At 43.6% G+C, this 26,971-nt stretch carries 18 protein-coding genes; 6 read left to right on the forward strand and 12 right to left on the reverse strand.

Annotation, left to right across the window (positions count from 1 at the left end; translation table 11 throughout):
* Nucleotides 1-17 precede the first annotated feature (17 nt).
* A complete protein-coding gene (locus AB4493_RS14165; RefSeq protein WP_372155222.1) occupies nt 18-8,996 on the forward strand; it encodes a tandem-95 repeat protein in 8,979 nt (2,992 codons plus the stop codon).
* 87 nt (nt 8,997-9,083) lie between these two features.
* On the opposite strand, the gene AB4493_RS14170 is transcribed toward AB4493_RS14165, so the two are convergent.
* Both AB4493_RS14170 and AB4493_RS14175 read right to left on the reverse strand, forming a co-directional pair.
* On the reverse strand, nt 9,084-10,277 hold the full coding sequence (locus tag AB4493_RS14170) for a class I SAM-dependent methyltransferase (protein ID WP_017059708.1): 1,194 nt from the start codon (nt 10,275-10,277) through the stop codon (nt 9,084-9,086).
* A 129-nt stretch (nt 10,278-10,406) separates the two neighbouring features.
* Complete coding sequence (locus tag AB4493_RS14175; protein WP_102319806.1) at nt 10,407-11,810, reverse strand: methyl-accepting chemotaxis protein; 1,404 nt, start codon at nt 11,808-11,810, stop codon at nt 10,407-10,409.
* A gap of 88 nt (nt 11,811-11,898) precedes the next feature.
* Between AB4493_RS14175 and yccX the strand changes: the two genes are divergently transcribed.
* Nucleotides 11,899-12,186, forward strand: coding sequence for an acylphosphatase (gene yccX, locus AB4493_RS14180; RefSeq protein WP_017059706.1), 288 nt, complete (start codon nt 11,899-11,901; stop codon nt 12,184-12,186).
* Between the two features lie 59 nt (nt 12,187-12,245).
* Here the strand turns inward: yccX and AB4493_RS14185 are convergent, their stop codons facing one another.
* The 6 genes from AB4493_RS14185 to AB4493_RS14210 form a co-directional block, all read right to left on the reverse strand.
* Entirely contained in the window at nt 12,246-12,575 is a 330-nt protein-coding gene (locus AB4493_RS14185; RefSeq protein ID WP_017057205.1) for a TusE/DsrC/DsvC family sulfur relay protein, read from the reverse strand.
* Between the two features lie 160 nt (nt 12,576-12,735).
* Nucleotides 12,736-13,401, reverse strand: a complete 666-nt coding sequence (locus tag AB4493_RS14190) for a Bax inhibitor-1/YccA family protein (protein WP_017057206.1) — start codon at nt 13,399-13,401, stop codon at nt 12,736-12,738.
* Between the two features lie 282 nt (nt 13,402-13,683).
* Entirely contained in the window at nt 13,684-14,448 is a 765-nt protein-coding gene (locus AB4493_RS14195) for an amino acid ABC transporter ATP-binding protein (protein WP_372155224.1), read from the reverse strand.
* A gap of 22 nt (nt 14,449-14,470) precedes the next feature.
* Nucleotides 14,471-15,568: an amino acid ABC transporter permease gene (locus tag AB4493_RS14200; protein ID WP_017066317.1), complete on the reverse strand. Its 1,098-nt coding sequence runs from the start codon at nt 15,566-15,568 to the stop codon at nt 14,471-14,473.
* A 1-nt stretch (nt 15,569) separates the two neighbouring features.
* Nucleotides 15,570-16,775 (reverse strand): amino acid ABC transporter permease, encoded by a 1,206-nt coding sequence (locus AB4493_RS14205; protein WP_017066316.1) that lies wholly within the window; start codon nt 16,773-16,775, stop codon nt 15,570-15,572.
* Between the two features lie 71 nt (nt 16,776-16,846).
* Nucleotides 16,847-17,875, reverse strand: a complete 1,029-nt coding sequence (locus AB4493_RS14210; RefSeq protein WP_017059701.1) for an amino acid ABC transporter substrate-binding protein — start codon at nt 17,873-17,875, stop codon at nt 16,847-16,849.
* A gap of 480 nt (nt 17,876-18,355) precedes the next feature.
* Here AB4493_RS14210 and AB4493_RS14215 point away from each other — a divergent pair, with 480 nt between their 5' ends.
* A complete protein-coding gene (locus AB4493_RS14215; RefSeq protein ID WP_017059700.1) occupies nt 18,356-19,297 on the forward strand; it encodes a bifunctional precorrin-2 dehydrogenase/sirohydrochlorin ferrochelatase in 942 nt (313 codons plus the stop codon).
* Between the two features lie 185 nt (nt 19,298-19,482).
* Here AB4493_RS14215 and AB4493_RS14220 read toward each other — a convergent pair whose 3' ends face one another.
* Together AB4493_RS14220 and AB4493_RS14225 are read right to left on the reverse strand one after the other, a co-directional pair.
* Nucleotides 19,483-19,965, reverse strand: a complete 483-nt coding sequence (locus AB4493_RS14220; RefSeq protein WP_017063832.1) for a YajQ family cyclic di-GMP-binding protein — start codon at nt 19,963-19,965, stop codon at nt 19,483-19,485.
* Nucleotides 19,966-19,977: 12 nt separating this feature from the next.
* Nucleotides 19,978-21,036: a 3-deoxy-7-phosphoheptulonate synthase gene (locus AB4493_RS14225; RefSeq protein ID WP_048615990.1), complete on the reverse strand. Its 1,059-nt coding sequence runs from the start codon at nt 21,034-21,036 to the stop codon at nt 19,978-19,980.
* Between the two features lie 207 nt (nt 21,037-21,243).
* On the opposite strand from AB4493_RS14225, the gene AB4493_RS14230 reads away from it, so the two are divergent.
* Nucleotides 21,244-22,131, forward strand: a complete 888-nt coding sequence (locus AB4493_RS14230) for a putative PEP-binding protein (protein WP_372155226.1) — start codon at nt 21,244-21,246, stop codon at nt 22,129-22,131.
* A gap of 159 nt (nt 22,132-22,290) precedes the next feature.
* Nucleotides 22,291-22,776, forward strand: coding sequence for a PaaI family thioesterase (locus AB4493_RS14235; protein ID WP_017059696.1), 486 nt, complete (start codon nt 22,291-22,293; stop codon nt 22,774-22,776).
* A 108-nt stretch (nt 22,777-22,884) separates the two neighbouring features.
* On the opposite strand, the gene AB4493_RS14240 is transcribed toward AB4493_RS14235, so the two are convergent.
* Nucleotides 22,885-24,240, reverse strand: a complete 1,356-nt coding sequence (locus AB4493_RS14240) for a hypothetical protein (RefSeq protein ID WP_017063834.1) — start codon at nt 24,238-24,240, stop codon at nt 22,885-22,887.
* A 28-nt stretch (nt 24,241-24,268) separates the two neighbouring features.
* On the opposite strand from AB4493_RS14240, the gene AB4493_RS14245 reads away from it, so the two are divergent.
* Nucleotides 24,269-25,177: a S1 RNA-binding domain-containing protein gene (locus AB4493_RS14245; RefSeq protein ID WP_372155228.1), complete on the forward strand. Its 909-nt coding sequence runs from the start codon at nt 24,269-24,271 to the stop codon at nt 25,175-25,177.
* Nucleotides 25,178-25,476: 299 nt separating this feature from the next.
* Here AB4493_RS14245 and rsmF read toward each other — a convergent pair whose 3' ends face one another.
* Nucleotides 25,477-26,898, reverse strand: coding sequence for a 16S rRNA (cytosine(1407)-C(5))-methyltransferase RsmF (rsmF, locus tag AB4493_RS14250; RefSeq protein ID WP_372102810.1), 1,422 nt, complete (start codon nt 26,896-26,898; stop codon nt 25,477-25,479).
* Between the last annotated feature and the right edge of the window lie 73 nt (nt 26,899-26,971).

A 26,971-nucleotide genomic window follows, 5' to 3' on the forward strand; every position in this document is an offset into this window, starting at 1 on the left:
ACTTGACGGTGACGCCAGTGAATGATGCGCCGGAGCTGACAGGCGATCTGTTGGGTGAAATGGATGAAGCAGGCAGCTACACCATCACGGCGGCAGATCTTGGCTACACGGACGTTGACGATACGGACACAGGCGTGAGCTTCACGGTCAGCAACGTGAGTAACGGCACAATCTTAGTGAACGGCGTCGCGTCGAGCAGCTTTACGGTGGCGCAGTTGGCGGCGGGTAAAGTGACGTTTAAACATGACGGCAGCGAAACCACGTCGGCGTCTTTCGATATTAACGTTGAAGACGGCAACGAAGATGGCAGCACACCGGTAGACAGCACGTTCAACTTGACGGTGACGCCAGTCAACGATGCGCCTGTAGCCATCAGTGATTCTTACAAAAACGTTCAAGAAACCATATTGCTCACTGAGTCATTCGAAAATATGGCAAACCCAGCGGGTTGGACGGTTGTTTCTAAAGACCCATCAGAGGTATGGGACTTTACTAATGGTATAGAGATTGAGCGAGACGGCTTAATTGTTGATGCTACCGACGGTGATTTTTACGCAGAGCTAGACCCACATAAAAACACGGTGATGACGACATCAATTGATACGTCGGATCAAGATTCTTTGAGGGTAGAGTTCGATTATAACCCTCGCCAAGACGGCAACTCGTCGTCTGATATGACTTTTACTGTTGGGAATACAACTATTACGCTGCATGCGGATGGAACAGTGACTGCACCAGAAGGCATTTCTGTAACACTAGATGGTCCGGATAACAAAGGTTGGTATCAAGTAAATGCAGAGTTTGATGTTAGTAGTGATGCTACTTTAATCGCTTTTGCTGGTGCGGGTAAATCTGATTCGCTTGGTGCGTTCATCGATAACATTACAGTTACCGGAATAGCTGCACCCAAACTCATAACGGAAGAAGATCAGGCTCTTACTATTAGTGGTAGTGAGCTGCTAGCCAATGATTTCGATGTTGATGGGGATGACATAACCATTTTTTCTGTCAACGCAACCGATGCTACAAACGGTTCTGTTCAGCTGATAGATGGCAATGTCGTGTTTGAACCTAACCAAGACTTCAATGGTGAAGCGACTTTCGAATACACCATTGTTGATACTCATGGTGAAAAAAGCACTACGACAGTGACCGTTAATGTAACACCAGTAAATGATGACCCTATCGCGAACGATGATTCAAGAGAATTAGGTGATAACCTGATCGTCAATGGTAGCTTTGAAGACTATGAATCGGTATCAAATGCCGGTTGGGGGTCTCGAATCGACCAACTAGATGGTTGGTCCTACGATGCAAGAACTGGTGCTTTAGATTCAGTTCAAGAAGGCTATGCTGTTGATGAAACAGACGGCGATCGTATGATTGATATGGAAGGTAACGGTGACAATGTAACCCTTACCCAACAAATTCAAGGTGTGGAAAGCGGTACCCTATACCAACTGTCTTTTGATACGGCAATGTACGAAAGATTGCCGAGTGCTGAGCTTGAGGTCATTTGGAACGGCGAAGTCATTGCTACGATCACCCCTGAAAGCAACATAATGCAAACTCAGTTATTGGAATTATTAGGTGGTAGTGGAGATGGTTCAAATACCCTTTCATTTAGAGAAGTTGGTACTGAAGGCGACAAGAGTGGGACTTATCTAGACAATATCAAATTTCAAGAAGTGATTAAAAGCCTTCAGACACAAGAAGATATAACTCTCGATATCCCTAGTAGCGAGTTACTTTCGAATGATTCTGACGTTGATGGTGATACGTTAATTATTTTAGATAGTTTAGTGATTGATCCAACATACGGTCAGGTTGAGTTAGTTGAGCTACAAGATGGTTCTCAGACCGTTCGTTACACTCCAGCGGATGACTTCAATGGTATCGCTACGTTTACTTACACAGTTTCTGACGGTAAAGGTGGTACTGATTCCGCCGTGGTTACGATTAATGTCACTCCAGAAAATGATGCTCCAATATTTGTCAAAGATGGAGTGCCGATTGGCGATACTGATCAAATAAGTGTATCGACTAAAGAGGATAACTCTGTATCTGGTAAGGTTACTGCAACCGATATTGACGACACTGACCTGACTTACACGGTGAGCCAACCTACAAACGGTAGTGTTGAGATCGACCCTGAAACGGGCGAGTGGAAGTACACTCCGAACAACGAGTTTGATGGAGATGATTCATTTGTTGTTGCCGTGTCGGACGGTAACGGTGGTACAGATACGGTTGTAGTGAATGTTGATGTATTACCTGTTGCTGAGCTAACAGTTACTGCTGGCCAACCAGTGACAGAAGCAGAAGATGCTTTCTTATCATTTGAAATCAACCTAGATGAGCTTGTCTCTGAGAACGTTGGTCTTGCTCTTACACTAGGGTCGGCAGGGGATACTGCAACTAAAGGTGTCGATTACGAAGACAAGATCTACGTTAAAGATGGACAAGATTATAAAGCGCTTTCAGATCAGGAGCTTGCCGATCTTATTATTGCTAGCGGCTCTGATAGCTTAGAAGTCTTCATCAAGGTTCTTGATGATAAATTGCTTGAGGGTGAAGAGACTGTAACTCTAAATGCTAGCTCAACTAGTGAGTTTGTTGAAAATGACAAACAGGACTCAGGTACAGCTAAGATTGTCGATGAGACAGACACAAACGACAAAGATACCGTTACAGTTGGGCTGACTGGTCCCGATTCAGTTATTGAGGGTGATAAGACAAGTCCATTTACGATTACGCTAAGTGAGCAAGTGCCTGAAGATAGTGTGGTTACTCTTCAGTACTCTTACACAAATGCGAGCAATGAAGATATTGTTGAAGTTATAACTGTAAACGTAGACGCAAATACAAATACAGCGACCTTTGAGATTCAAACTGAACAAGACAACGAATACGAAGTTGGACAAGAGTTTAACGTTAGTGTTGTATCCGTAACCCAAGATGGTACCGATGTATTTGAGAAGCTAGATACTTCTAGGGCTGATAAAAATGTAGCTATTGACGATAGCCATGATAACCCGCCAAAAGCTGAAGACTTCTCTATTTCTCTCAATGCAGATGGCTCTTCGCAAGTTATTTTCGATACCGGGATGGGGACTATCGAAGGTGATGGTACAGACCATATTTCTGATAATGAAGATGATAACGATAATGACGCAGATACAAATCTCGGCGTGATCATCACAGAGCTGCCTGATTCAGGAACTCTTTACTATGTCGATGGTAATAACAAGGTTGAAGTGGTAGTTGGGCAGACGTATGCAGATCCTAACAACATCGTTTATGAAGATGACCAAGAATCAACGGGCTTCTTCTTAGGTGTTGATGATACATCCACATTAGATAAAGGCCCTCATAGCACTGCAGAGTTCCATAACTGGGGTGATGAAGTAGATGCGTATACTCGCGAACTGAAGTTTGATAATGGTGATGTCGTTACCATTACCTCGGAAGGTCGAAATAACGTTGACGCTAAGCCTTTAGTGCAAAACAACAGTCAGCAAGACCATATGGGTTTCGGTATTGCATCGACTAATCGCGGTATTCACCAAGACGAGGCGATCAACATTGATTTCTCTTCTCGTCCAGCGGACTCAGTAACGGTTGGTCTAAGTGGTTTGGGTGGTTGGTTTGCCCCAAATGCTGATGATAGTGTTCAATCAAGAGCTGAGATTACAGTCACCTTTGATTATGGTAATGGTGTCACAGAAGACAAAACCTTCCTTTATGATGACACCCACAATAATCAAAATGTCACGATTGTCGCTCCTGAAGGTGCTGAGATTGTTTCGGTGGAAGCAAGCACACAAGGACCAGGTAACTGGGAGCTGACTTCTCTTGAAGCTAAGGCGTCAGATTCATTCGAATATAAAGCGGTAGACAGTGATGGTAACGAAAGTGAAGTTAAGACAGTTACTATCGATAAGTCTGGTGACCTGAATGCGAATAACGATCCGCAAGGCTTCGAAGTTAAACTGGGTGAGTTCAGTGAAGACAACGACTCTCCATGGTCAGCCGAAGGCGCTGAGCTAAATGCTAGCTTCAATGGCCAAGATAAAGACTTCGCACACAGCGGCATTAAGATTGGTGTTGCCGGCAAAGTAGGTGGATTGGGTGCTCAGATTGAATATGATCGTGCAGAGCAGCAATCTGAGAAGTTTGAAATCAACTTAGATAGCCCTGCTACTCAGTTTACATTTTCAGTATCTAACTTGTTTAAAAACGAAGGTAATGACGGTGATTTCACTGATAACCATGAACAAGGCAGTTGGGTAGCGTACCTCAATGGCGTAGCGGTTGCAGGTGATACGTTTATTGCTGAAGACGGTAACAATAAAGGTACTTACGAAATAACACCGCTTGGTCCTGATGGTACTCCAATCGCGTTTGATACTGTGGTATTTGAAGCAACTGAGTATTCCAACCAAGCAACGAATGATAATGATGCGTCAGATTACTTCCTAACTGGTTTTAAAGCCTCTAGTGAAGGCGCGTATGCAGTGAATCAAGGCGGCATTCTTGAGATTCCAACATCGAAGCTTGCTGGCATTATCGGTTCTGAGCTTCTAAATAACGATATCGATTCAGATGGCGACAATCTACGTATTACCTATGTATACGGTGAAACGGAAGGTAATGCGTATATCAAAGACGGCATCGTATACTTTGATTTAACTGGCGATGATTTTGTCGGTGAAACAACGTTTAAATATCAGGTTACTGATGATAATGGCCAAATCGCGAGTGCTGAAGTTAATGTTATCGTCAACCCTTTACCGACTCCTTCTAGTGTTGCGTCTGTAGACCTGCTAGCAGACTCAGTAGTTGAAGGTGATGATCTTGGCTTTAAAGTAATTCTGGATTCAAGTGCACTTGTTGAGTCTGTATTGGACGTTACTTTTGGTAAGAACACGGATGCTGCGAATGATTCGGGTGAAGAAAAAGATCTCGACTTGAGTCAGGTTCGTTTTACTAATGGCGTCACCTATGATCAGCAAAGTGGAAAACTGATTGTCCCAATTGGAGTGAAGGACTTTGCAATCTTGATTCCGACAATTGATGACAGTCTCCATGAGATCGCTGAAACCTACACCGTGACTGTTGATGGTGAATCTGCAGTGGGCAGCATTACTGATAACGATGAAGCTCCAACTATCGATACAGTGAGCAACGCGGTTAATCCAAATAATGAACAAGTAATTGAAGGCGATGTAGCTGTCTTCACCGTGAACCTAGTTAACACAAGCAGTCAAGAGACTCAATTCGACTGGTCGTTAAACTCCGGTTCTGCCGAGCTCGGTGATAACAAAGATTTCACCGACAACGTAGAGTTCACTGAGGGAGTGACGCTTGTTAATGGTCAGCTTGTTGTGCCTGCGGGAGTAACGTCGTTTGACATCAAGGTACCAACTAACGAAGACGGCATTGATGAGTTAAATGAGAACTTCACGCTCGAAGTGGGTGGTAAGCAAGGTATTGCGACGATCATTGATAACGATGAAGCACCGCAAGCACAGGACTCACATGTCATTGGCGATGAGGCACAAGCCCAAGGTTCATCGATTACGTTTAAGTGGGCCGATTTCAATGTTTCTGACGCAGATTCTAGTGAATTGTCGATTGTTATCACTAGTGCTCCAGGTGCGGGTGATATGTATCTGTACAACGAATCTACTGATGAATGGGTTCTGTTAAATACTGAAACGATTGGTACAGGAGTATCAGTAAGCCAAGAGCAGATTGAACAAGGTTTCTTGATATTCAACCCAGTAAGCTATGAATCAAGTACATTAATGTCTGATGAAGAGAATGTAGCAACTGGCAATAATCAGCAAGATTATGCGGAGTTTAACTACCACAGTTCTGACGGCATCAACATCAGCTCTAGTACGACGATGTCGATTGATATTCGCCCTGATACGACACTTGCCAAGTTAGTTGTAGAAACACCAAATGTAGATTTAGATGAAGGTTTTAAGTTAGAGCAATGGGAAAACCTAGACTTTGATTACAACAATGGTAGCGGAGTGGCTCCAGACCTTGTTGAACAAGCAATCGAGTCTGCAGGTGTTGCCAACTCTTCAGAAGTTACACAGGCGCCAGACTTTGGCACTCAGAACTCTCCAGCTATCGAAAACATTTCGAGCAAACTTACTGGTTTAGTATTCCTAGTTGCTGGTGAGTCATACGTGTTTAGTGGTCATGCAGATGATTCATTTAGACTTGAAGTCGGTGGTGAAACCATGGCCTCTCAAACTTGGGGTGGAGGTGGTACCTATGAGTCTTCAGCCTTTGTACCATCGGCATCAGGTTGGTACACAATTACTGCATTCCACGACAACGAGGCTGGTCCAGGTAATGCCACTATCAGTGTCGCAGTTGGTGGCAATGAACCCGTAGACTTTAACACGGACAACTTTGATATTGTTCCTGATGTAAGTTCGCTTGAGGATAAAGTTAATATCGGGACACAGGTTGAACATGAATCCTTAGAGGGTGGTTATTACCCAGCGTTCGATATTAATGAAGGGCTGGAAGATACCTTTATCAATGTCTCTAAGATCACTACGCAGCTTGTTGATACCGATGGCTCAGAGGCGTTGAGACTCGTCGTGTCTGGTTTGCCTGAAGGTTCAATTGTTAAACTTGGAAGCCAGGAGCTTGTTGTTAATGCTGATGGTGAAGTAGACATATCTGCTTGGCTAACCTCAAATGGTACTGCGGAAACAGTGCTCGCTGATCTGATGATTCAGGTTGATGAACCAGGCACTTATAGCGTTAAGATTGAAGCGATTTCAGACGAGATTGTCGGCGATACCAGTGAGATTTCGAACGGGGCCTTCGACCTAATTGTCCATCCAGTACCTGTTGGACCAGATGCTGAAAGTAAGGAAGCCTTTGGACAAGAAGATACTGTTTTAGTGCTATCGATTGATGATTTTGGGATTGAGTCTGGCAACGACCTAGTGATAACTCAACAACCACTCGATGGAGCGTTGGTGATTAATCTTGGCACTGTTCAAGATCCAAATTGGCAGCCACTAAACTCGACTCAGATTACATCGGCTCAATTAACTTCAGGCGTGATCGGCTTTAATCCAGATGCTAACGAATCTGGTTATGACGGCTTTAATGTTGATGGTGTAGGCAATAAATCGAATGACTACGCTGAAATTAAGTTCAAGGCTGTAAACGAGAATGGTACGTCAGAAGAGCATACGCTTACGGTAGATATTACGCCTGTGGCTGATGCCCCATTAGTAGCTGTTTCCATTGGGGATATTACCTTTTCCAACGGTATCGACGTATATCAAGAACTTGTTGGGTTCTCCCAGTTGACTACTACAGAGAAAAACACACTACTTACAGAACTTAAATTAGATGGTTTTGAGGAAGGCAGAGTACTTAACGCGGATATTCATGAGCACTTACATCAAGGCGGATCTAAGGACAAGCTTTATGTTGGTGACCAAAGTCAGGACTCGGACCACTATATAGGTGGTGCGGGCAACGATTGGTTCGTATCAGGCGCTGGAAATGACAAAATTGAAGGTGATGAAACTACCAGTGATATAGGTGTCGATGGGTATGACACTGTAATTTACTCAGGTCCAGTTTCTCAGTACATAATCACAGATCTAGGCGATCATGGTGGAGGTGTCGGCCACTGGCTAGTGCGAGATACGAAGGGGACCGATACACCTAATGATCAATATACTCCTTCTGATGAAAATGGAGACCACTTATATGAAATTGAACGATTGATTTTCTCTGATGCTATCGTTGAACTAAACAACATAGATGGAAGCTATCGTATTGTTCAACAACAGGAAATCCCTGTCGATATAACGGTTTCTTTGCAAGATACGGATGGCAGTGAAATCATTAAAGGTGATTCGGTTACGGTGAGTGGTATTCCGTCAGGGGCGAAACTGTATGTAGATGGAGTACTGCAAACGCCAGTCAATGGTACAAGTAATTACATACTTGCACTTGCTGTTGATGCAGCTGGAGTTGTGGGGACGGTAAGTGCTCAATTAGTATTCCCGGCGGATTATACTGGAAATCGTGATTTTGGTATTACAGTTGAAGCAGTTAGTGAAGAGCAATATGTTACGGGAGCGGACAAATTTGCAAGCTCTACGGCAACTGCAGAAATTGAGGTTCCTGAGCCCGTAACACCAACCACGATTAGTTCTTCTGGAGATGTCACCGACACGATTACCGTAGATGGAGCTGACCTTCAATGGCAGAAGCATCAATTCTCTGCTGGGAATACAGAAAATGAGAGAACATCAACGTTTGATAATACAAACACCGATTACCTTGTTGATGTTGGCAAAGGTGGTGATTACGTTCAACTAGGAGGTGGAAACGACACGGTTTACCTTGGGGGGAGTGAGTCATTAGCCAAGAACCCTAAAGACGGTGCGGCTGAGCGTGATGATTTTGTATCGGAAGGCGATAGTTATAGACCAAGTATGAATAAGAATGACAGCATCGATATTGCTTTCACTGGTGACGGTAACGATACAGTTTACGGACAAGCAGGTATCGACGCTATCGATGGTGGTACTGGTAATGACTACTTAGATGGTGGGAGTGGTGATGACGCACTTAAAGGTGGAGTTGGTCAAGATACGCTGATTGGTGGTCTCGGAAACGATATCCTTATTGGTGGTGATGACGCTGATATATTCAAGTGGGTTGATGGTGATTTAGATGGAAGTACCGATCGAATCTCCGATTTTAGCATCGCGGAAGGAGATAAGGTTGATTTGTCTGACTTATTTGCTGATGCGCCAACTCAACAACAAGTCACTGAGTTGTTAGACAACATCGAGGTTGAAGGAGGCGAAGTTAACTCCGCCATGGTTGTAGAAAAAGATGGGCAGCAAGTTAAAATTGAATTTGATGGCCTCTCCGCTGCAGACTTGACGAATAGTTTGTCTGACATCCTAGTTATTAAAGACGATTGAGTTTGCTGATACTAATAAAAAACCGAGATTGAAGAATCTCGGTTTTTTATGAACTGTAACGCTGTTTCTTAGACTGGTAATTTGTATTTAAAGAACCTTACAAGCAAAACCTTTCAGGTAGAAACCTTCTGGGTAGGCTGTGTCTGTTAGATGATCGGCTGCTTGCTCGAAGCGCTCGACGAACTTAACCGTTCGGCCTGCATCTAATGCTGCATCAGCGATGATTTTTTGGAACAAATCAGTACCCATTAAGCCAGAGCAAGAGTAGGTGAGTAGAGTGCCGCCTGGTTTCAGGATTTGCATTGCAAGCATGTTAACGTCTTTATAGCCGTTGGCGCCTGAAGTTAGGTTATTCTTGCTTGAAACAAATTTTGGCGGATCCATAATCACTACGTCAAACTTAGTGCCTTGATCACGGTACTCACGAAGCAGTTTGAAAACGTCAGCGTTTAGGAATACAGCGCGCTTTTTCGAGATATCAAACTCATTAAGTTCAGCGTTGAATTTAGCGGTATCAAGAGCAAGTTGAGATACGTCAGCGTTGATAACACGCTTCGCGTCGCCTTTAAGTGCGTAAAGGCCAAAGCCACCTGTATATGAGAAACAGTTAAGGACATCTTTGCCTTTAACATACTTCATCGATTCTTTGCGGCTATCACGTTGGTCCATGTAGAAGCCTGTTTTGTGGCCTTCCATAATGTTCACGCTGATTTTAACGCCATTTTCTTCAATCACGATAGATTTTGGTGGCTCTTCACCATGAAGAACGCCGACAACTTGTTCTAGGCCTTCTTTCTTACGAACTGCCACGTCTGAACGCTCGTAGATGTTGCAGTCAGGGAAGCACTCTATTAACGCTTCAACTAATACGCTTTTGTTAAACTCAGCGCCAGCACTTAGCAGTTGGCAAACAAGGAAGTCTTGGTATTTGTCGATTGTGATACCTGGCAAGCCATCTGACTCTGCGGCCGTTAGGCGGTAGCCCGTTAGACCATCACGCTCAATGATGTCTTCACGTAAAGACTGTGCGTCTTGAATTCGTTTTACGAAGAACGCCTTGTTGATCTCTTCTTTTTCAAATGTCCAAACACGAGCTCGAATTTGAGATTCTGGTGAGTAAGCCGCTTTTGCAAGCCACTGACCATTTTGAGCATATACGTCTACAGTTTCACCTTGTTTTGGTTCGCCTTCGACCTTATCGATACCGCGTGAAAATACCCAAGGGTGTTTGCGGCGTAGTGATTTATCTCGGCCTTTAGCTAGATGAATTGAAGGAGTCATAATTTACTCTGTTTGTTGAATTTGAAGGAGGGGTATTGTCGGGGAAGTACAGGTGAAAAGCAAATAAGAAAGGGCTGCCAAAGCAGCCCTAGTAATGATTAATCAACACATTGTAGTTGGAGAGCAGTATTAAGCTTTAAGACCTGTCAGCAAACCTTCCATCGTATCGCTTTGTTTACGAAGTTGGTCAACATTGGAATTACTCTTACTGATCATCTCGCAGATGCTGTCTGACTGATGACGAATCTCTTCAACACTTTGTGCAATGTTGTCAGCGACTACGCCTTGTTCTTCAGCCGCGGTAGCAATTTGAGTGCTGCTATCTGAAATAGATTGGTTCTTTTCCGCTAATGAACCGATCTCGACGTTCACTTCTGACATCAGGGTTTGGCCTTCATTAGCATTGTTCACCGTGACTTCCATCAGCTTGGTCAGTGATTGGCTGTTACGTTGTAATGACTCAATCATACTTTGGATTTCAACCGTTGCTTGCTGAGTACGACCGGCAAGGGCACGAACTTCATCGGCAACAACAGCAAATCCACGACCTTGCTCGCCAGCACGTGCGGCTTCGATAGCTGCGTTCAACGCTAACAGGTTAGTCTGTTCAGAAATACCGTTGATGGTTGTGACTACTTCATCGATCTGCGCCGCGTTGGCATCCAGTTCTTCTACTGCTTGTGAAGCGGACTGGATCTCTTGAGATAGGCTAGAGATAGACTCCAGTGTATTTGAAACCTTGACTTGACCGCTCTGAGCAACGCCGCGAGCGTCCATCGTTTGTGAGCTAGACGCATGAGCAAGGGTAGCGACTTCGCGAATGGTAGCCGCCATTTGTTCCGTTGCACTTGCTAAGCTATTCAGGTGTTCTTGTTGGTTACCTGAGATGTCTGAACTTTGTTGTGTTGACTGGTTCAAGTCCGAGCTGATCTGCTGCATGAGAGCGACAGACTCTTGGATTGATAGAACCATGTTTTGTTCACGCTCCGCAACTTTATCGATTGTAATCGCGATTTCACTGAACTCGTCACGAACTAAGAAGTAGTTCATGCGGCAAGTTAAGTCGCCATTCGCAAGCGTGTTCAGAGCTTTGTTCATAGAGAACATCGCGCCGCCAATAAAGGTCATGATGTAGTAAACACCTAGTGCGATAAGCGTTAGGGTTACAGCGATGATAGAAACCTGAGTCGTCGATAGAGCAGACCAAAGGTTTTGGTCATGGTTAGCAACTAGGCTGAACGCTCCATTCATCACTGAAACAGAACCAGCACCGTAGCCTAAAGAGATGGTTTCAGAGCTGCTGACAAGCTGAGCTACTTGATCTTTAGTGAGTTGACCCGCTTCGATAAGCCCTTTCATCAAGAGCATTTCTTCTTGATAAAGGTGAGCAAGTAAAGAGTCCGCGGCACTATCTAAAACGAGAGTTAATATAACCAGGGCGAGAAGAGGCAATAAGAAGAGTAGATAGAACTTTTCTTGGATTTTTAGGTGAATGAGATATTTGTCAATCCAACGAAATGGGATTTCTTTCATAATCGTTATACTCGAAGTAAGTCCACCAATAAGCGGTGAATGAATAGAAACTCGACTATATCATTCATATAATTTATGAGGCAACGTTATGGAAAGTTCACAATATATTTTTGTCGTGTCAGGCGTAGTTCAATGTGTTGGGTTCCGTTACCACACCAGTAGGCAGGCGCAAGCTATGGGTCTCTCAGGTTATGCAAAGAACTTAAATGATGGTCGAGTTGAAGTGTTAGTTGTCGGAGAGAGTCAGCAAATTGAGAAGTTACATGCTTGGCTCTATATTGGCCCTTCGAGCGCAACAGTAGACAACGTTGTGATGCATCAAGTTAAAGATAGTGAGCGCCAAGACGTACGCATAGGGGCGTTTAAAATACTGTAGTTGTAGCACTACAGTATTTTATATTGAACGTAACTTAATGACCTAAAGCGGGTTAGGTTTTACAAGCACTTTGCTGGTTTAGGTAAACCGGCGAGCTTGGTCGCTTGTTTTGCAGGGCCTTTTTTGAATAACTTGAAAAGGTACTTACTATTGCCTTTTTCTGGGCCGTGAGCTTTTTCCATTGCTTTAACGAGCATGCGAACCGCTGGTGAGGTGTTGAACTCTTCGTAAAAGCTCCTTACAAAATGTACGACTTCTAAGTGTGCATCTGTAAGTTCAATCGCCTCGTCTTGAGCAAGAATTTCAATCATGCCTTCTTCCCATTGCGTGTAATCCAATAGGTAGCCTTGAGCGTCGGTTTCGATTTGCTTGCCGTTATATTCAAACATGTTTAATCCAGAATCCAATTAACTATGCGGATAGGGTACATGACCAAGTTTGTCTTTCTCAACAGAAATTGTAGCTATCCAATGAAATATCGTACTTATAGATACAAAAAAGCCCAAGAGGTAGGCTCTTGGGCTAGATATTCTTCAATGATGGGAACGATTAGTCGTCGCTGCCCATGATGCCTAGGATGCTTAGTAGGCTGATGAAGATGTTGTAGATCGATACGTACAAGCTGATCGTTGCAGAGATGTAGTTTGTTTCACCGCCACGAATGATGTTTTGCGTTGTAAGCAAGATAACACCAGTCGAGAACAGGATGAACATACCGCTCATTGCCAATGATAGTAGAGGCATTTGTAGGAAGATGTTTGCAACCATACCTACAAGTAGTACTACGAAACCCGCTAATAGCATGCCATTAAGGAACGACAGGTCACGCTTAGTTGTTAGTGCGTAAGCTGATGCGCCCATAAACGCCAGTGCTGTACCGCCAAGTGCAGTTAGGATGACATCACCCATGCCTGCGCCAACGTACATGTTTAAGATTGGACCGATGGTGTAGCCTAAGAAACCTGTAAATAGGAATGTGAAGACTAGACCCATGCTGTTGTCACGGTTCTTTTCTGTTAGGAAAAGTAGGCCGTAGAAGCCAACTAGCATGATAATAAGACCCGGGCGAGGAAGGTTCATCGCCATGGATACGCCTGCTACAACAGCAGACCAAAGTAGTGTCATAGACAGTAATGCGTAGGTGTTACGCAACACTTTATTGGTTTGCAGAGCACTTTCTTGAGATGCTGTGCGTGAAAACATAGGGCTGTTCATAATCTTCCTCGTAAGGTGACTTCAATAGTTATTAGTACATTTATGGGGGTGAAAGTTCGAAAAATCAAGTCTCTCATTCCTCTTGTATACGTAAAATAATAATCAAAATAGTCGGTTAAGTGTTTCTGAAGGTGTAACAAAGTATTTCTTAAAGTGCAGTTAAGGTTCGTTGTTCAATTTTAATCGCACTGAATCGCTGTTTATAATCTTGAAAAACTAATTATAACACTGAAAACAAAGAGGCGACCTAAGCCGCCTCTGTAGTTTATGCATCATAACACATTAGTGGTGTAAGATTTGGCTTAAGAAGTTCTGCGTTCTGTCTGATTGTGGGTTTTCAAAGAAATCGACAGGGTTGTTCTCTTCTATGATTTCACCGGCATCCATGAAGATAACGCGATCCGCGACCTCTTTAGCAAAGCCCATCTCGTGCGTTACACAAAGCATCGTCATGCCTTCTTCTGCAAGCTCAACCATTACGTCTAACACCTCACGAACCATTTCTGGATCGAGCGCCGACGTTGGCTCATCAAACAGCATCACTTGAGGGTTCATACACAAAGAGCGAGCGATAGCTACACGCTGCTGTTGACCACCTGAAAGCTGACCTGGGAACTTGTCCGCTTGCTCAGGGATTTTTACGCGCTCTAGGTACTTCATTGCAATCGCATCGGCTTCTTCTTTTGGCATCTTTTTGACCCAGATTGGAGCCAGAGTACAGTTCTCTAATACCGTCAGATGTGGAAACAGATTGAAGTGTTGGAAACACATGCCGACATCTCTACGCACGGCTTCAATGTTCTTTAGGTCTTCCGTTAATTCATTACCTGAAACGAAGATATGACCTTTTTGGTGCTCTTCTAATCGGTTGATGCAGCGGATCATCGTTGATTTACCAGAGCCTGAAGGGCCACAGATAACGATTTTCTCGCCTTTTTTAACTTCTAAATTGATGTTCTTAAGTACGTGGAATTCACCGTACCACTTGTTCATGTCTTTCAACTCGATCATAAGACCTTGAGAGTTGTTTTCTGTCTGCTGCGTCATAATACGTCCTTGATCTTGTTAATTATCGTTTGTGACCGGTGTGAAGTCTGTTTTCTAGCCATATCGAATATCTCGACATGCCAAAACAAAACACCCAGAACACTAACGCGACAAATACATAACTTTCTGTTGAATACCCAAGCCATTCAGGGTCGGTATTCGCGGCTTGGCCAATTCCTAGTACATCAAACATACCAATAATCAAAACAAGACTGGTATCTTTAAACAAACCAATGAAGGTGTTCACAATTGAAGGAATCGTGATTTTAAGAGCTTGAGGTAGAATGATAAGCCCAGTCTTTTTCCAGTAGCTTAACCCCAGAGCATCAGCTGCTTCGTATTGGCCTTTTGGTATTGCTTGTAGACCACCTCGAATTACTTCGGCCATGTAGGCTGCACTGAATAGAACTACCCCTACAAGTGCTCGAATGAGCTTATCGGTTTCTGTCCCTTCTGATAAAAAGAGTGGCAGCATTACTGAAGCCATGAATAGAACTGTAATGAGCGGTACGCCACGCCAAATTTCGATGTATACGGTACACATACTGCGAATGATCGGCATCTCTGAGCGGCGCCCAAGAGCAAGTGCAACACCAATAGGGAGTGACACTACAATACCAACAAGTGCGATGACCAGTGTAACCAGTAGGCCGCCCCATTTATGGGTATCAACAACTTCTAACCCAAAGACGCCACCGTATAGCAAGCCAGCAATGATAAATGGGTAGATGTTGACGAAGAACAACCAAATCCACGTACGTTTAGGTGTTTTTTCATAAGCCAGTAAGGCTACAAAAATGGCCAACGTTGCATAGAAGAGGCGAGGTCGCCACAGTTCAGCTTCTGGGTAGAAGCCATACATGAATTGGTCCCAACGAACGCTGATAAAAACCCAACAAGCGCCTTCGCTAGTACAGGCATCACGTGTGGTTCCTATCCAGTCGGCACTGATGAATGCCCAATCCGCTATTGCCCATAATAGGGTGAAAGCAAAGTAAGCAAGAATCACAGTGACGACGCTGTTAACAGGTCCATTAAATAGATTTTTTCTTAACCAACCGACTGGCCCAACAGTATTCGCTGGAGGCGGAAGATCAGGTTGAAATTGATGTGTACTCATCTTATCTCTCCACCAATGCTACTTTGCGGTTGTATATGTTCATTAGAGCGGACGTTAATAGGCTCAAGGTTAGGTAGACGCCCATTGTCATCGCGATTACTTCGATAGCTTGTCCAGTTTGGTTAAGTGTTGTTCCTGCAAATACAGAGACAAGATCAGGATAACCAATGGCCATCGCAAGTGATGAGTTTTTGGTCAGGTTTAGATACTGACTGGTTAGTGGTGGGATAATGATTCTTAATGCTTGTGGAATGATGACAAGCTTTAGAGTTCTAGAACGTGGGATGCCTAGAGACATCGCAGCCTCAGTTTGCCCATGGTTTACCGCGTTAATACCTGAACGAACAATCTCAGCAATGAACGCTGCTGTATAGATACTTAAAGCGAGCATCAATGCAGCAAGCTCAGGGATTATCGTAACACCACCCTTGAAGTTAAACCCTTTCAACACAGGGTAATCTGCAGAGATAGGCATGCCCATAACAAAGTAAGTTATCAACGGTAAGCCTAAAATCAACGCAGCGGCAATTCGCAACATCGGTGTTTGTTGGCCGGTCAGTTTCTGTCTGTTCTTAGCCCAGATGTTGATAATAAACGTAGCGATAATACCGACAATCAATGATGCGATGACAATGCTACTGCCTTGCTCAAAGACTGGAGCAGGGAAGTACAACCCGCGTACGTTCAAGAAAATTGCTTCACCTAGACTCATACTTTGACGAGCAGAAGGCAAGGCTTGTAGAACGGCGAAATACCAGAAAAAGATTTGTAATAGCAGAGGGATATTTCGGAATATCTCAATGTAGACAGCTGCAAATCGGCTAACTAGCCAGTTTGAAGAGAGTCTAGCGATACCCATACTAAAGCCCAGCACTGTCGCTAGCATGATGCCGAGTACTGAAACCAAAGCGGTATTGAGAAGACCAATAAAGAATGTACGACCGTATGAGAAGGTCTCGTCGTATTCAATCAGTGTTAAGCCGATACCAAAACCAGCTTCTTGGGAGAGAAAATCAAAACCAGTGGTGATACCACGGGAATCTAAGTTTGTGAGTGCATTATTTACAATCGTGTAAAAGAAAGCACAAAGCGCCCCGACGGCGATAATTTGGAAAATGATGGAGCGAAAAGTGGGGTTGTAAAATAAGTTGGCACTTTTGGGCTGTGGCTTTGCCTGAGCTGGAGAAATAGTTTCATTAGGTTTCATACTACTATAACCTCAAATCCATTTAATAAATAGGGCGGAAAACTCCGCCCTAATTGATGCTTGAAAATTTATTAACGGATTGGTGGAGCGTACATAAAGCCGCCCGCATTCCATAATGCATTTACACCACGAGAGATTTGAAGTGGAGAACCTGTACCAACAGTACGCTCAAAACTCTCACCGTAGTTACCAACTTGCTTAATTACTTGGTAACCCCAGTCGTCGCGAATGCCAAGGCCTTTACCTTTAGGACCGTCTACACCAAGAATACGTTTGATGTTTGGATCTTTTGACTTAAGCATTTCGTCTGCATTTTTAGAAGAGATGCCGTATTCTTCCGCGTTAATCATTGCTGAAAGTGTCCACTTAGCAACGTTAAACCATTGATCATCATCTTGACGAACAACAGGGCCTAGAGGCTCTTTAGAGATGATTTCAGGAAGTACTTCTGCAGATTTAGGATCAGCTAGGTTTAGGCGAAGTGCGTATAGACCAGATTGGTCAGTTGTTAGTACGTCACAACGACCTGCGTCGAAACCTTTCGATGTTTGTGCTGCCGTATCGAATACCACTGGCTTGTAAGACATGCCACTGTTACGGAAGTAGTCGGCTAGGTTAAGTTCAGTTGTTGTACCTGATTGAACACATACAGAAGCGCCATCAAGCTCTTGAGCACTTGTTAGGCCAAGTTCTTTCTTAACCATGAAGCCTTGACCATCGTAGTAGTTAACGCCTACGAAGTTCAGACCTAGAGCAGTGTCACGATGTAATGTCCATGTTGTGTTACGAGATAGTACGTCGATTTCGCCAGATTGAAGCGCAGTAAAACGCTCTTTTGCTGTTAGAGGTACATACTTAACTTTAGTCTTGTCACCGAGTACAGCCGCTGCAAGAGCTTGACAATACTCAACATCAATTCCTTCCCATTCACCTTTTGAGTTAGGGTTAGAGAACCCTGGAAGACCGGTACTTACACCACAAGTTAGAAAACCTTGAGATGTGACTTTGTCCAGAGTGCTTTCTGCCGCTGATGCCGATGTTGCCATCATCGCAGTTGATGCAGCTACTACTGAAGCAAGAAGTGTTAGTTTATTTGTCATTTGTATCCTTCCTTGTTAACCAGGTGACACCTGATACTCGTGCTCGTTTGAGTTTCTCTTATGTGTTGCGTTTTCTATGACCTTGTTATTCAAATTAAACGAGTTGCATTTTGCAAATGAAACTGTGTGCGATTTAAACAACTGTTTATAAGGTTAGGAAAGGATCCGTAGTTTCACAAATGTATAATTTAAAAAGAATTTTGAATGAAATCACAAATCCGAACACAATTAGAATGACCAAATGTTAAGTGAATGTAAATAGTGCAACGGTTCACACTGTTGGTGCAACGAGATTTAGATTTTTATATTGATAATCGACTAGATAAATATTCTGAATAAACATCACAATGATGAAATATTAAACTCAAGAAATGTTGAAATTTGGTCAATAAATATTTTTATTACACTTCGATAGTTATGAATATGCTCCAAATTTGGTAGCATGGCTGAATAGTTATTGAAGTAGTCTCAAGGAAGAACATGCGTTATTTCCCAATGTTTTTGGATGTAGAAAATAAGCCAATCTTAGTGGTTGGTGGGGGTGAGGTTGCTTGCCGTAAAGTCGATAGCTTACTACGAGCGGGAGCGGATGTGACTTTGGTGTCTCCCAAGGTAGCGCCTTACTTAAAGCAGCTTGTGGACGAGAACAAGCTTCACTGGGTTCAAAACTTTTACTCGTCACAGATCATATCGAAAAATTACTTGCAGGTTTGGGCCACAACAGACAACCCAAGCTTGAATCACCAAGTGTATAATGATGCGAAAAAACTGGGCATTTTAGTCAATGTGGTTGACGATCTTCCTTACTGCGACTTCATCACACCTTCGATGATAAATCGCGGCAGAATCCAAATTGCCATCTCTAGTGGCGGGGCATCACCTGTTTTAGTAAGAAATATCAGAGAAAAACTCGAAACGGTATTGCCACAAAACATAGGTTTGATAGCAGACTTCGGTGCATCAAAACGCAATTCAATCAAAGAGTCATTCCCAACCGTCGACGAGCGTCGTAAATTTTGGGAGCGTTTCTTGTCATCCAGCTTTATCGAGCAGGTGAATGACAGAGAGCAGTTAGAGTCTTACTACCAGCAAGCGCTAACCGAAGGCATTGATAGCGAAGGGCAGGTCACTTGGATTGAATTCGAGCAAGATGTCGAGCTGCTGTCTATGAAGGCTTTACGTTTGATGCAGGAGGCAGAGCTCGTACTTTCACCGAGCGATTGTCCATTTGAATTTATCGACCTGTGCCGCCGAGATGCAGAAAGAGAGAGCTACGCCAACAGCGGAGAGCTATCAACAAAGCTTGAGCAAGCAAGAGCAGAGAAATTACGAGTGTGTGTGTTTATTCCACCAGCAAGCGTAGAGTTTAATCTGTTGGTCGGCAAAGATCTAAAATTGTCAGCAGCCCAAGTACTCAGTTGAGGTAATTGCTTCTAGTTGAAATGAGAGCTTTCTGGTTGTTTGAAATCGGCTAGAGGCTCGGAATAAAACTAAAGCTGGACCAGATAAATAAAAAGCCACTTCGAGAAGTGGCTTTTTGCTATTTCAAACACGACATTGTGCTGATGAATGAGCAACCCAAATAGGCGGTCGCTCAAACTCAATAATTAGTCGCGGAAGTTGTCAAACTGGAAAGGTTGACCAAGTTCACCGCCGCGAACTAGAGCCATAACAGCTTGTAGGTCATCACGCTTCTTACCAGTAACACGAACTTTGTCGCCTTGGATAGAAGCTTGAACTTTAACTTTGTTGTCTTTGATTAGCTTAACGATCTTCTTAGCGACATCAGTTTCAATGCCTTGCTTAAAGATAACCGTTTGGTGCCAAGTGCGACCTGTTTGGTCTGCCGCTTTCGCTTCCATCGCGTTAGGATCAACATTACGCTTCGTTAGGTTGCTGCGAAGGATATCGCGCATTTGCTTCAGTTGAAAATCGTCTTGAGCAGTCAATTTTACTGATTCATCTTTGTAATCAAAGCTTGCGTCAACGCCGCGGAAATCGAAACGAGTCGATAGTTCACGGTTTGCGTTGTCTACTGCGTTACGCAGTTCTACTGCTTCTACTTCAGAGATAATGTCAAATGATGGCATTGTGTTGTTTCCTTAAGCTAAGTTTCTATCTTTAATTGCTGTTGCAAGCATGTCTAGCATTGTTGCAGTATCTTCCCAGCTTAGGCATGGGTCAGTAATCGACTTGCCATATTCTAGGTTGTTGATATCTGTCATTGGCTGGTTGCCTTCAATAATGAAGCTCTCTGCCATAATGCCTGCAATTTGGTTCTTGTTAGATTTAATTTGCTCACAAATGTCTTGTGCAACTTCTAACTGCTTACGGTGCTGTTTCTGACAGTTAGCGTGGCTAAAGTCTACAACCAAACGTTGAGGTAGATCGAATTCAGCCAGTTGCTTACACGCAGCATCTACAGATTCAGCGTCGAAGTTAGGGCCTTTATCACCACCACGTAGAATAACGTGACCGTATGGGTTGCCAGAAGTACGGTAAACCGTCATGCGGCCGTTCTTATCTGGAGAGTAGAAGTAATGTGAAGCATGTGCTGCACGAATTGCATCGATAGCAATCTTGATGTTGCCGTTGGTCGCGTTCTTGAAGCCAACAGGGCAAGACAGTGCAGAAGCCATTTCACGGTGAATCTGAGATTCAGTTGTACGAGCGCCAATCGCACCCCAAGTGATAAGGTCTGCAATGTACTGACCTGTGATCATATCAAGGAATTCAGTCGCGGTAGCTAGGCCAAGCTTGTTGATATCTAGCAGAAGCTTACGAGCTTTGTTCAAGCCTGTTTCAAGTGCGTATGAACCATCAAGGTTAGGATCTGTAATCAAACCCTTCCAACCTACAACAGTACGAGGCTTCTCGAAGTAGGTTCTCATTACAACGAACAGTTCATCTTTGTACTGGTCTTGAATTTTGCTTAGGCGCTCAGCGTAATCAAGTGCCGCATCTGTATCGTGAACAGAGCAAGGGCCTACGATAACTAATAGGCGGTTATCACGACCAGTTAGGATATCTTCGATTTGGCGGCGAGAATTTTTAATGCGCTCAGCAACGTCGTCAGTAATAGGGTGTGCATTGCCTAGTTCGGCAGGAGTTGGCATAGGACCCAGAGCTTGGGTTCTCAACTCATCAGTTTTTAATGGCATGTGATAGCTTTTTTATTCTATTGCGAAGTGGTTAAGATAACGGAATTGAACAGAGGAATAAACTCTATTGAGTCAAAGTTATCTCAGTTATTGCTAATATTCTTATTTTTATCAGCAGGCCAGCGTCAAATAAGGGATTTTCACTTGTATTAACAGGCAGCTATCGGTATTTTCGTTTGAACACAACATAAAAATGCTGGAGCAGCAATGACTCAAGAAAATCAAAGCACTTTGCACCCAGAACTCGTCTTAGGTGATGTGCTGCCTTCTTACAACGATAATAATAATTCTAACCACTTATACGTTTCATTATCAGAATTAGTGATGGATCGTGTCTTCTACCACCCAAGTATCGAGAGTCACTTAGATACTTTGACTGATATTGAAAAAACGTCTTTAGAAGCGATCCTTGGCGATAAAACAGTCGATGAGCATTTTGTTTCGACCTTAGTGATTGCCATTCAAGCTGCCGTTCAGCCAAATCACACTTCTGTTCGTATCGCATTAAGCAGTGCAGACAGCTATGGATTCCGTTCGCTGCTTGGCGGGAACTGTGAAGCAGAAGAGATTAACCCTGCACTAGGTGTTCGTGGCGTTGCTCGTTACGCGACACCAGAATACAGCAAGGCTTTCGCTTTAGAGTGTCAGGTCATTAAAACATTGCGTGAGCAGGGTATTAACGTTGAAGTGGTTGTGCCTTATGTACGAACATTAAGCGATGCCGCTAAGATTATTGACCTGCTTGCCGAGCAAGGGCTACCACGCGGCCTTAACGGTTTGAAAGTACTGTTCTCGTGCGATGTGCCGTCTGCAGTGCTACTGAGCGAACGTTTACTGCATTACTTCGATGGTGTAGTGGTAAACGTTGATAGCTTAGCGTCTTTCACTTTAGGCGTAGACAAACACAATGAAGCTCAGCAACACGCTTTTGATCCACAAAACGAAGCGGTTATTACCTTGTTGGATATGATTGTTAAAGCAACCCTGAACGCGAAGAAGCCAGTGCTGCTAGTAACTCAAGGCTTAGTGGATTACCCACGTCTACAAGGTTACATAGCTGATCTTGAATGCGTAGAAACGGTCGTGACTGCGTAAATCGATTAGCTTGCCTGATAAGCCGACTTAAGGCGCTAATGCTTTGAGAATGAAAGAGATATCATTGTGCGATGATATCTCTTTTTTGTAACATTTTTTTGACATTCTTATCGCTAGTCGATTAACTGGTCTGATGACTAACTTGGCTAGGTAATTCGAATGTTGACCCCTCTACAAAAAGCAAATTTCTACTTAAGCATGTTTGGCTTTTTCAAAGTCCCACTTATCTGGTTGTGCCGACCAAAACTACTCGCGTTGGACAACCAACATGTTGAAGTGAAAATCCCGCTTAGAAGGCGTACTAAGAATCACCTTAACAGTATGTACTTTGGCGTTTTGGCTGTAGGTGCGGATGTCGCGGGTGGGTTTCTTGCGATGAGCAAATCTCAGCAGCAAGGTGAAAAGATCTCGTTGGCTTTTAAAGAGGTGACGGGTAACTTTTTGAAGCGCCCTGAAGGTGATGTGCATTTCACTTGTAACGACGGTGAGCTGATCAACACTATGCTGGCAGAAACCATGTCGACCGGAGAACGGGTCAATCAACCCGTAACCATTATCGCGACTTGCCCATCTTTACATGGTGACGAGCCGATGGCGGAGTTCACGCTTACGCTTTCAATTAAGAAAGTCCCTTCAAGAAAATAGCGATTAAATAATAGATTTTGGTTTAGAAGTCATGGGTAACGTTGAAGAGATAAAACAACGGTATGTGAATGGTTTCCACATACCGTTATAGAGAACTTTATAACGGCTCTATGACTCTTGAGTGATCTGCTCAATATCAACTATTTTTGAACGGTTCATAACGATCTTCCAACGGTAGTAGGTTGGTTCGTTATCATGGTTGTTCTCTTTAATGATCAGGTTGAGAAGATGACGCTTTTCTACTGATTCGCGGCTCACTTGTCCTTCATTCAAGCGGTAGATCTTGTTTGAGCCTTTATCCATCAACCGTGTCAGCGCTCTTAGGCTGATCGATAACGTTTCACGAGTCTCCTCATAACCACTCATAAAGGTCGATGTCGACATCTCAGTATGAGAGCGGTAATGCAAGATTTGCTCTTCACGTTGTACCACACGCTTTTTACGGATCGACTGAATGCGATCTGCAAGCTTAGAAAAATTTGCGTAGTCCAACCATTCCAGTTTATGGCCTACTGACTTGTTGGTCGTTGGATCATAGTAACGACGCTTCCATTTTGGCTTGCCTTTACGCAGCCAGCGCCAAAGGATGTCTCTCAAGTCATCTTTAAAGATCTCACGCAGTGCGTAAATGAAAGACATTGCCACGATGAAAGAGGCGGTAATCTCACCAAGAAAGTCACGAGCCAAGATCACAGTAGTGGTCACGACAACCATCACCAAACCGGTCGCGATGCCTTTCACGGCACGCTTAACGTTCTTACCCATCGACGTTGTCTTTTCTTTAAGCACGATAGGGTGTTCAATCAAACGACGCAGCAAACGCATCTTGTTACTCAAGCGGGTAACGTCCTCTCGAACTCTTGCTGAGTTGTAGCGGTTCAGTTTACGGTGCGCGGTCTCTTTATCACAAAGCGTTAAGAGTCGTTCTTTAATCGTTGAATACTCACTACCTCGTGGCATGTGTGAAACTAGCGATAGGAACTTTTGCTCGGTATACCAAGATAGGTAGTTATCGATATTAGCGTAGTAGCGCTTGAGATTTTCTTCGTAAGGGATGCTTCGGCGTAGCTTCTTCAAGATATCTAAAGCCAATTCAATGACTTCATCTACTTCATCAGCCGTTACGTCGTCACTATCAGTTTTATTTAAGCTGCTGACTGCTTTATCTAACGCGATAACATATTGGTAGGCAAACAGACTCAAACTGACACGATACTGTGTTGTAGATAAGCGTCCACGTTTTGCCAAGCGACTGTGTACCAAAGGTAAAAGTGTTTTGTCACTATAGTAGGCACGTTTTTGAGTGATTGAGCTGTAGAAAAAGGCACTTTCAGAAAGCACTTCAGGAGTCAGTCCAAGTTCACCGGGAATGAATAGATAAACGTCCATGTCGAGCTTTTTGGTCTTAGCCATGGCATGGTTAATTTTAAGTGTTATCGCATCTTGTTTATCAACGGTGATCAACGATGTCTCCTAGAATGTAAAAATATGAATGAAACTAGCGAAAGCATATCAGAGATCACGTATAATCTCCGCCAAATTTAAAGTAGAGACAACCTTGATGATTAATATTGGTCAAATAAACAACTTAGAAGTAGTAAAACAAGCAGACTTCGGTGTATTCCTTGGCGCGAGCGACTATGGAACCGTGTTGCTGCCGAAACGATTTACTCCTGAAGGTGTTGAAATTGGTCAAAAGCTAGATGTTTTCTTATACATAGATTCTGACAACCAGATCGCTGCAACGACTGAAAAACCAATAGCTCAAGTAGGCCAGTTTGGTTTGATGACGGTTGAAGGTGTTAACAGCACTGGTGCATTCATGAGCTGGGGCGTGAAAGGTAAAGACCTTCTTGTTCCTTTCAGCGAGCAGCGTGGCCGTTTAAACGAAGGTCAGTCAATCTTAGTATATGTGTATATCGATAAAGCATCGAGCCGTATCGTTGGTACAACGAAGTTCAACAAATGGTTAGACAACACGCCTGCGACTTATAAGCAAAATGAGCAAGTCGATCTCATTATCGCTGAGCGCAGCCAGTTAGGTTACAAAGCGATCGTGAACGGTGAACACTGGGGTATGATTTTCCCATCTGACATCATCGGTAAGCTGTTCATTGGTAAAACACTAAAAGGCTACATTAAAAACGTTCGTGAAGAAGACGGTAAGATTGATTTGTCTCTTCAGAAGGTTGGTGTGGCTAAGATGGATGACCTAAGCACTAAGGTTCTTGACCTGCTTGAGAAGAAAGGCGGTTACCTGCCTTTGAATGATAAGTCTTCTCCTGAAGTTATTTTCTCTGCATTCAGAACCAGCAAAGGTACGTTCAAGAAGACAATTGGTGGTCTATACAAATCTGGCAAGATCACTATCGACAAAGAAGGTATCAGCTTAGTTAAGTAAGCGGTCCTTTCGGTCAAAAAAAAGCCCAAACCTTCCTGTTTGGGCTTAGGGGAAAGGGCTCCGAAGAGCCTACGCTAATCGTTTTAATCTTTTGACTGTTAGATTGAAGTCTAGTTTAGATTCTCTAAAGTGCGATTTTTCTTTTTGGAAATAGTGACTTGAATTGATATTTATATAATTAGCTGTTGATTTACAAGCGCTCGCACACTGACTTATATGGCCGATAGAATAGAAAAAGCCCAAACAATTAACGTTGTTTGGGCTTTTTGTTTATTAAGGTGTATTCAGTGCGAACGCTTTTAGAAAAGGTTCTTATCGCGCACGAGTTCGCGTGGTAAACCGTTCTTCACTCGGTTGCCAACCCACTTACCAAGGCCGATGATTGCACCATTGTACTTCACTAGTACTTCACCTTTTCCTGACAAGTTTTCAGGGCGAACATCGCGGCCCATGAACCATTCACGAGCATCTTCAATACTAAGCTCTACAACATTAGCTTCATTACCTGTTGCGAGCGTTGTCGCTACTTGGTGCTGCCAGCGGTAACCTTTTTTATGGGTTTCAGCGATCTTGATTCCCATGCGAGAAAAACGGAACTCACCGATCATCGGCTCTAGCGCTTCTGGGAATAGCCAAACGTCTTTGTCGCGAATCCAAACCTGAGTATCGCTTGGCAATTCGATATCGAGAGTACTCATTAGTTGTTCAGCGACTTCTTGCTGAGTTTTCTTTGATGCTTTTTCAAATGGGAATTTACCCATACGTTTTTTAACTTCTGGTGGAGTAACAGACGCTAGTTTACGGATACGTGCAACAAAGAAACCTTCAGAGTCATAGACCTGTGGGAAGATGTGAAGAAAGCCTTCTTCTGTCGTGGTTGCTTTTGCGTTGTCGAATAGTGATTCCAGAGATTCGAATTCAACCGCATCACCAAAGGTTTCTTTTAGGTGATGACACACTTGTTGGTTCTCTTCGGTGCTAAGCGTACACGTTGAGTAAACCAAAACACCATTAGGTTTAAGAGCATGGAATGCACTTTCAATCAGATCTTTTTGCGTGTCGGCAATGTCGACCACTGATTGATACGTCCAGTTCTTCATCGCATCGGCATCTTTACGAATGGTGCCTTCGCCAGAGCAGGGTGCGTCTAGCAACACAGCATCAAACTGTTCTGGTAACCAACCACCAAAAACTCGACCGTCAAAGTTACTTAGAGCGGCATTACGAACGCCACAACGTTCGATGTTAGCGTGAAGGACTTTCACACGGCTTGCTGCATACTCATTGGCAACCAATACACCGCGATTATTCATTAGCGCAGCAATTTGCGTTGTTTTAGAACCGGGGGCAGCCGCAGTGTCTAACACCGCTTGGTAATCGGCTTCACCTTGGAAAAGTGCCGAAGGTGGCATCATCGAGCTTGCTTCTTGGATGTAGAAAAGACCAGACATGTGTTCTGCCGTATTACCTAGTGGCGCTTCACTTTCATCAGCTGTAATCCAAAAGCCCGTTTCGCACCAAGGTACAGGTTCCAGTTCCCAGCCTTTCTCTTTTGCTCGTACTAGGAAATCTTCAACACTGATTTTCAATGTATTGACTCGAATACTTTTACGAAGTGGTTTTTGGCATGACGCAACAAAAGAAGCCATATCTAGATGACTAGGCATGATTGCTTCGATGTGCGTTAGGAATTCTTCAGGAATATATACGTTAGCGTGCAAAAGAGTATCTCGATTTATTGCATTAATGCGGGGAGTTTAAAGCAAAATGAGGCCGTCCTAAACCATATTTGCA

The organism is Vibrio sp. 10N.222.55.A1, from assembly GCF_041473835.1.
Classification (GTDB): Bacteria; Pseudomonadota; Gammaproteobacteria; order Enterobacterales; family Vibrionaceae; genus Vibrio; species Vibrio crassostreae_C.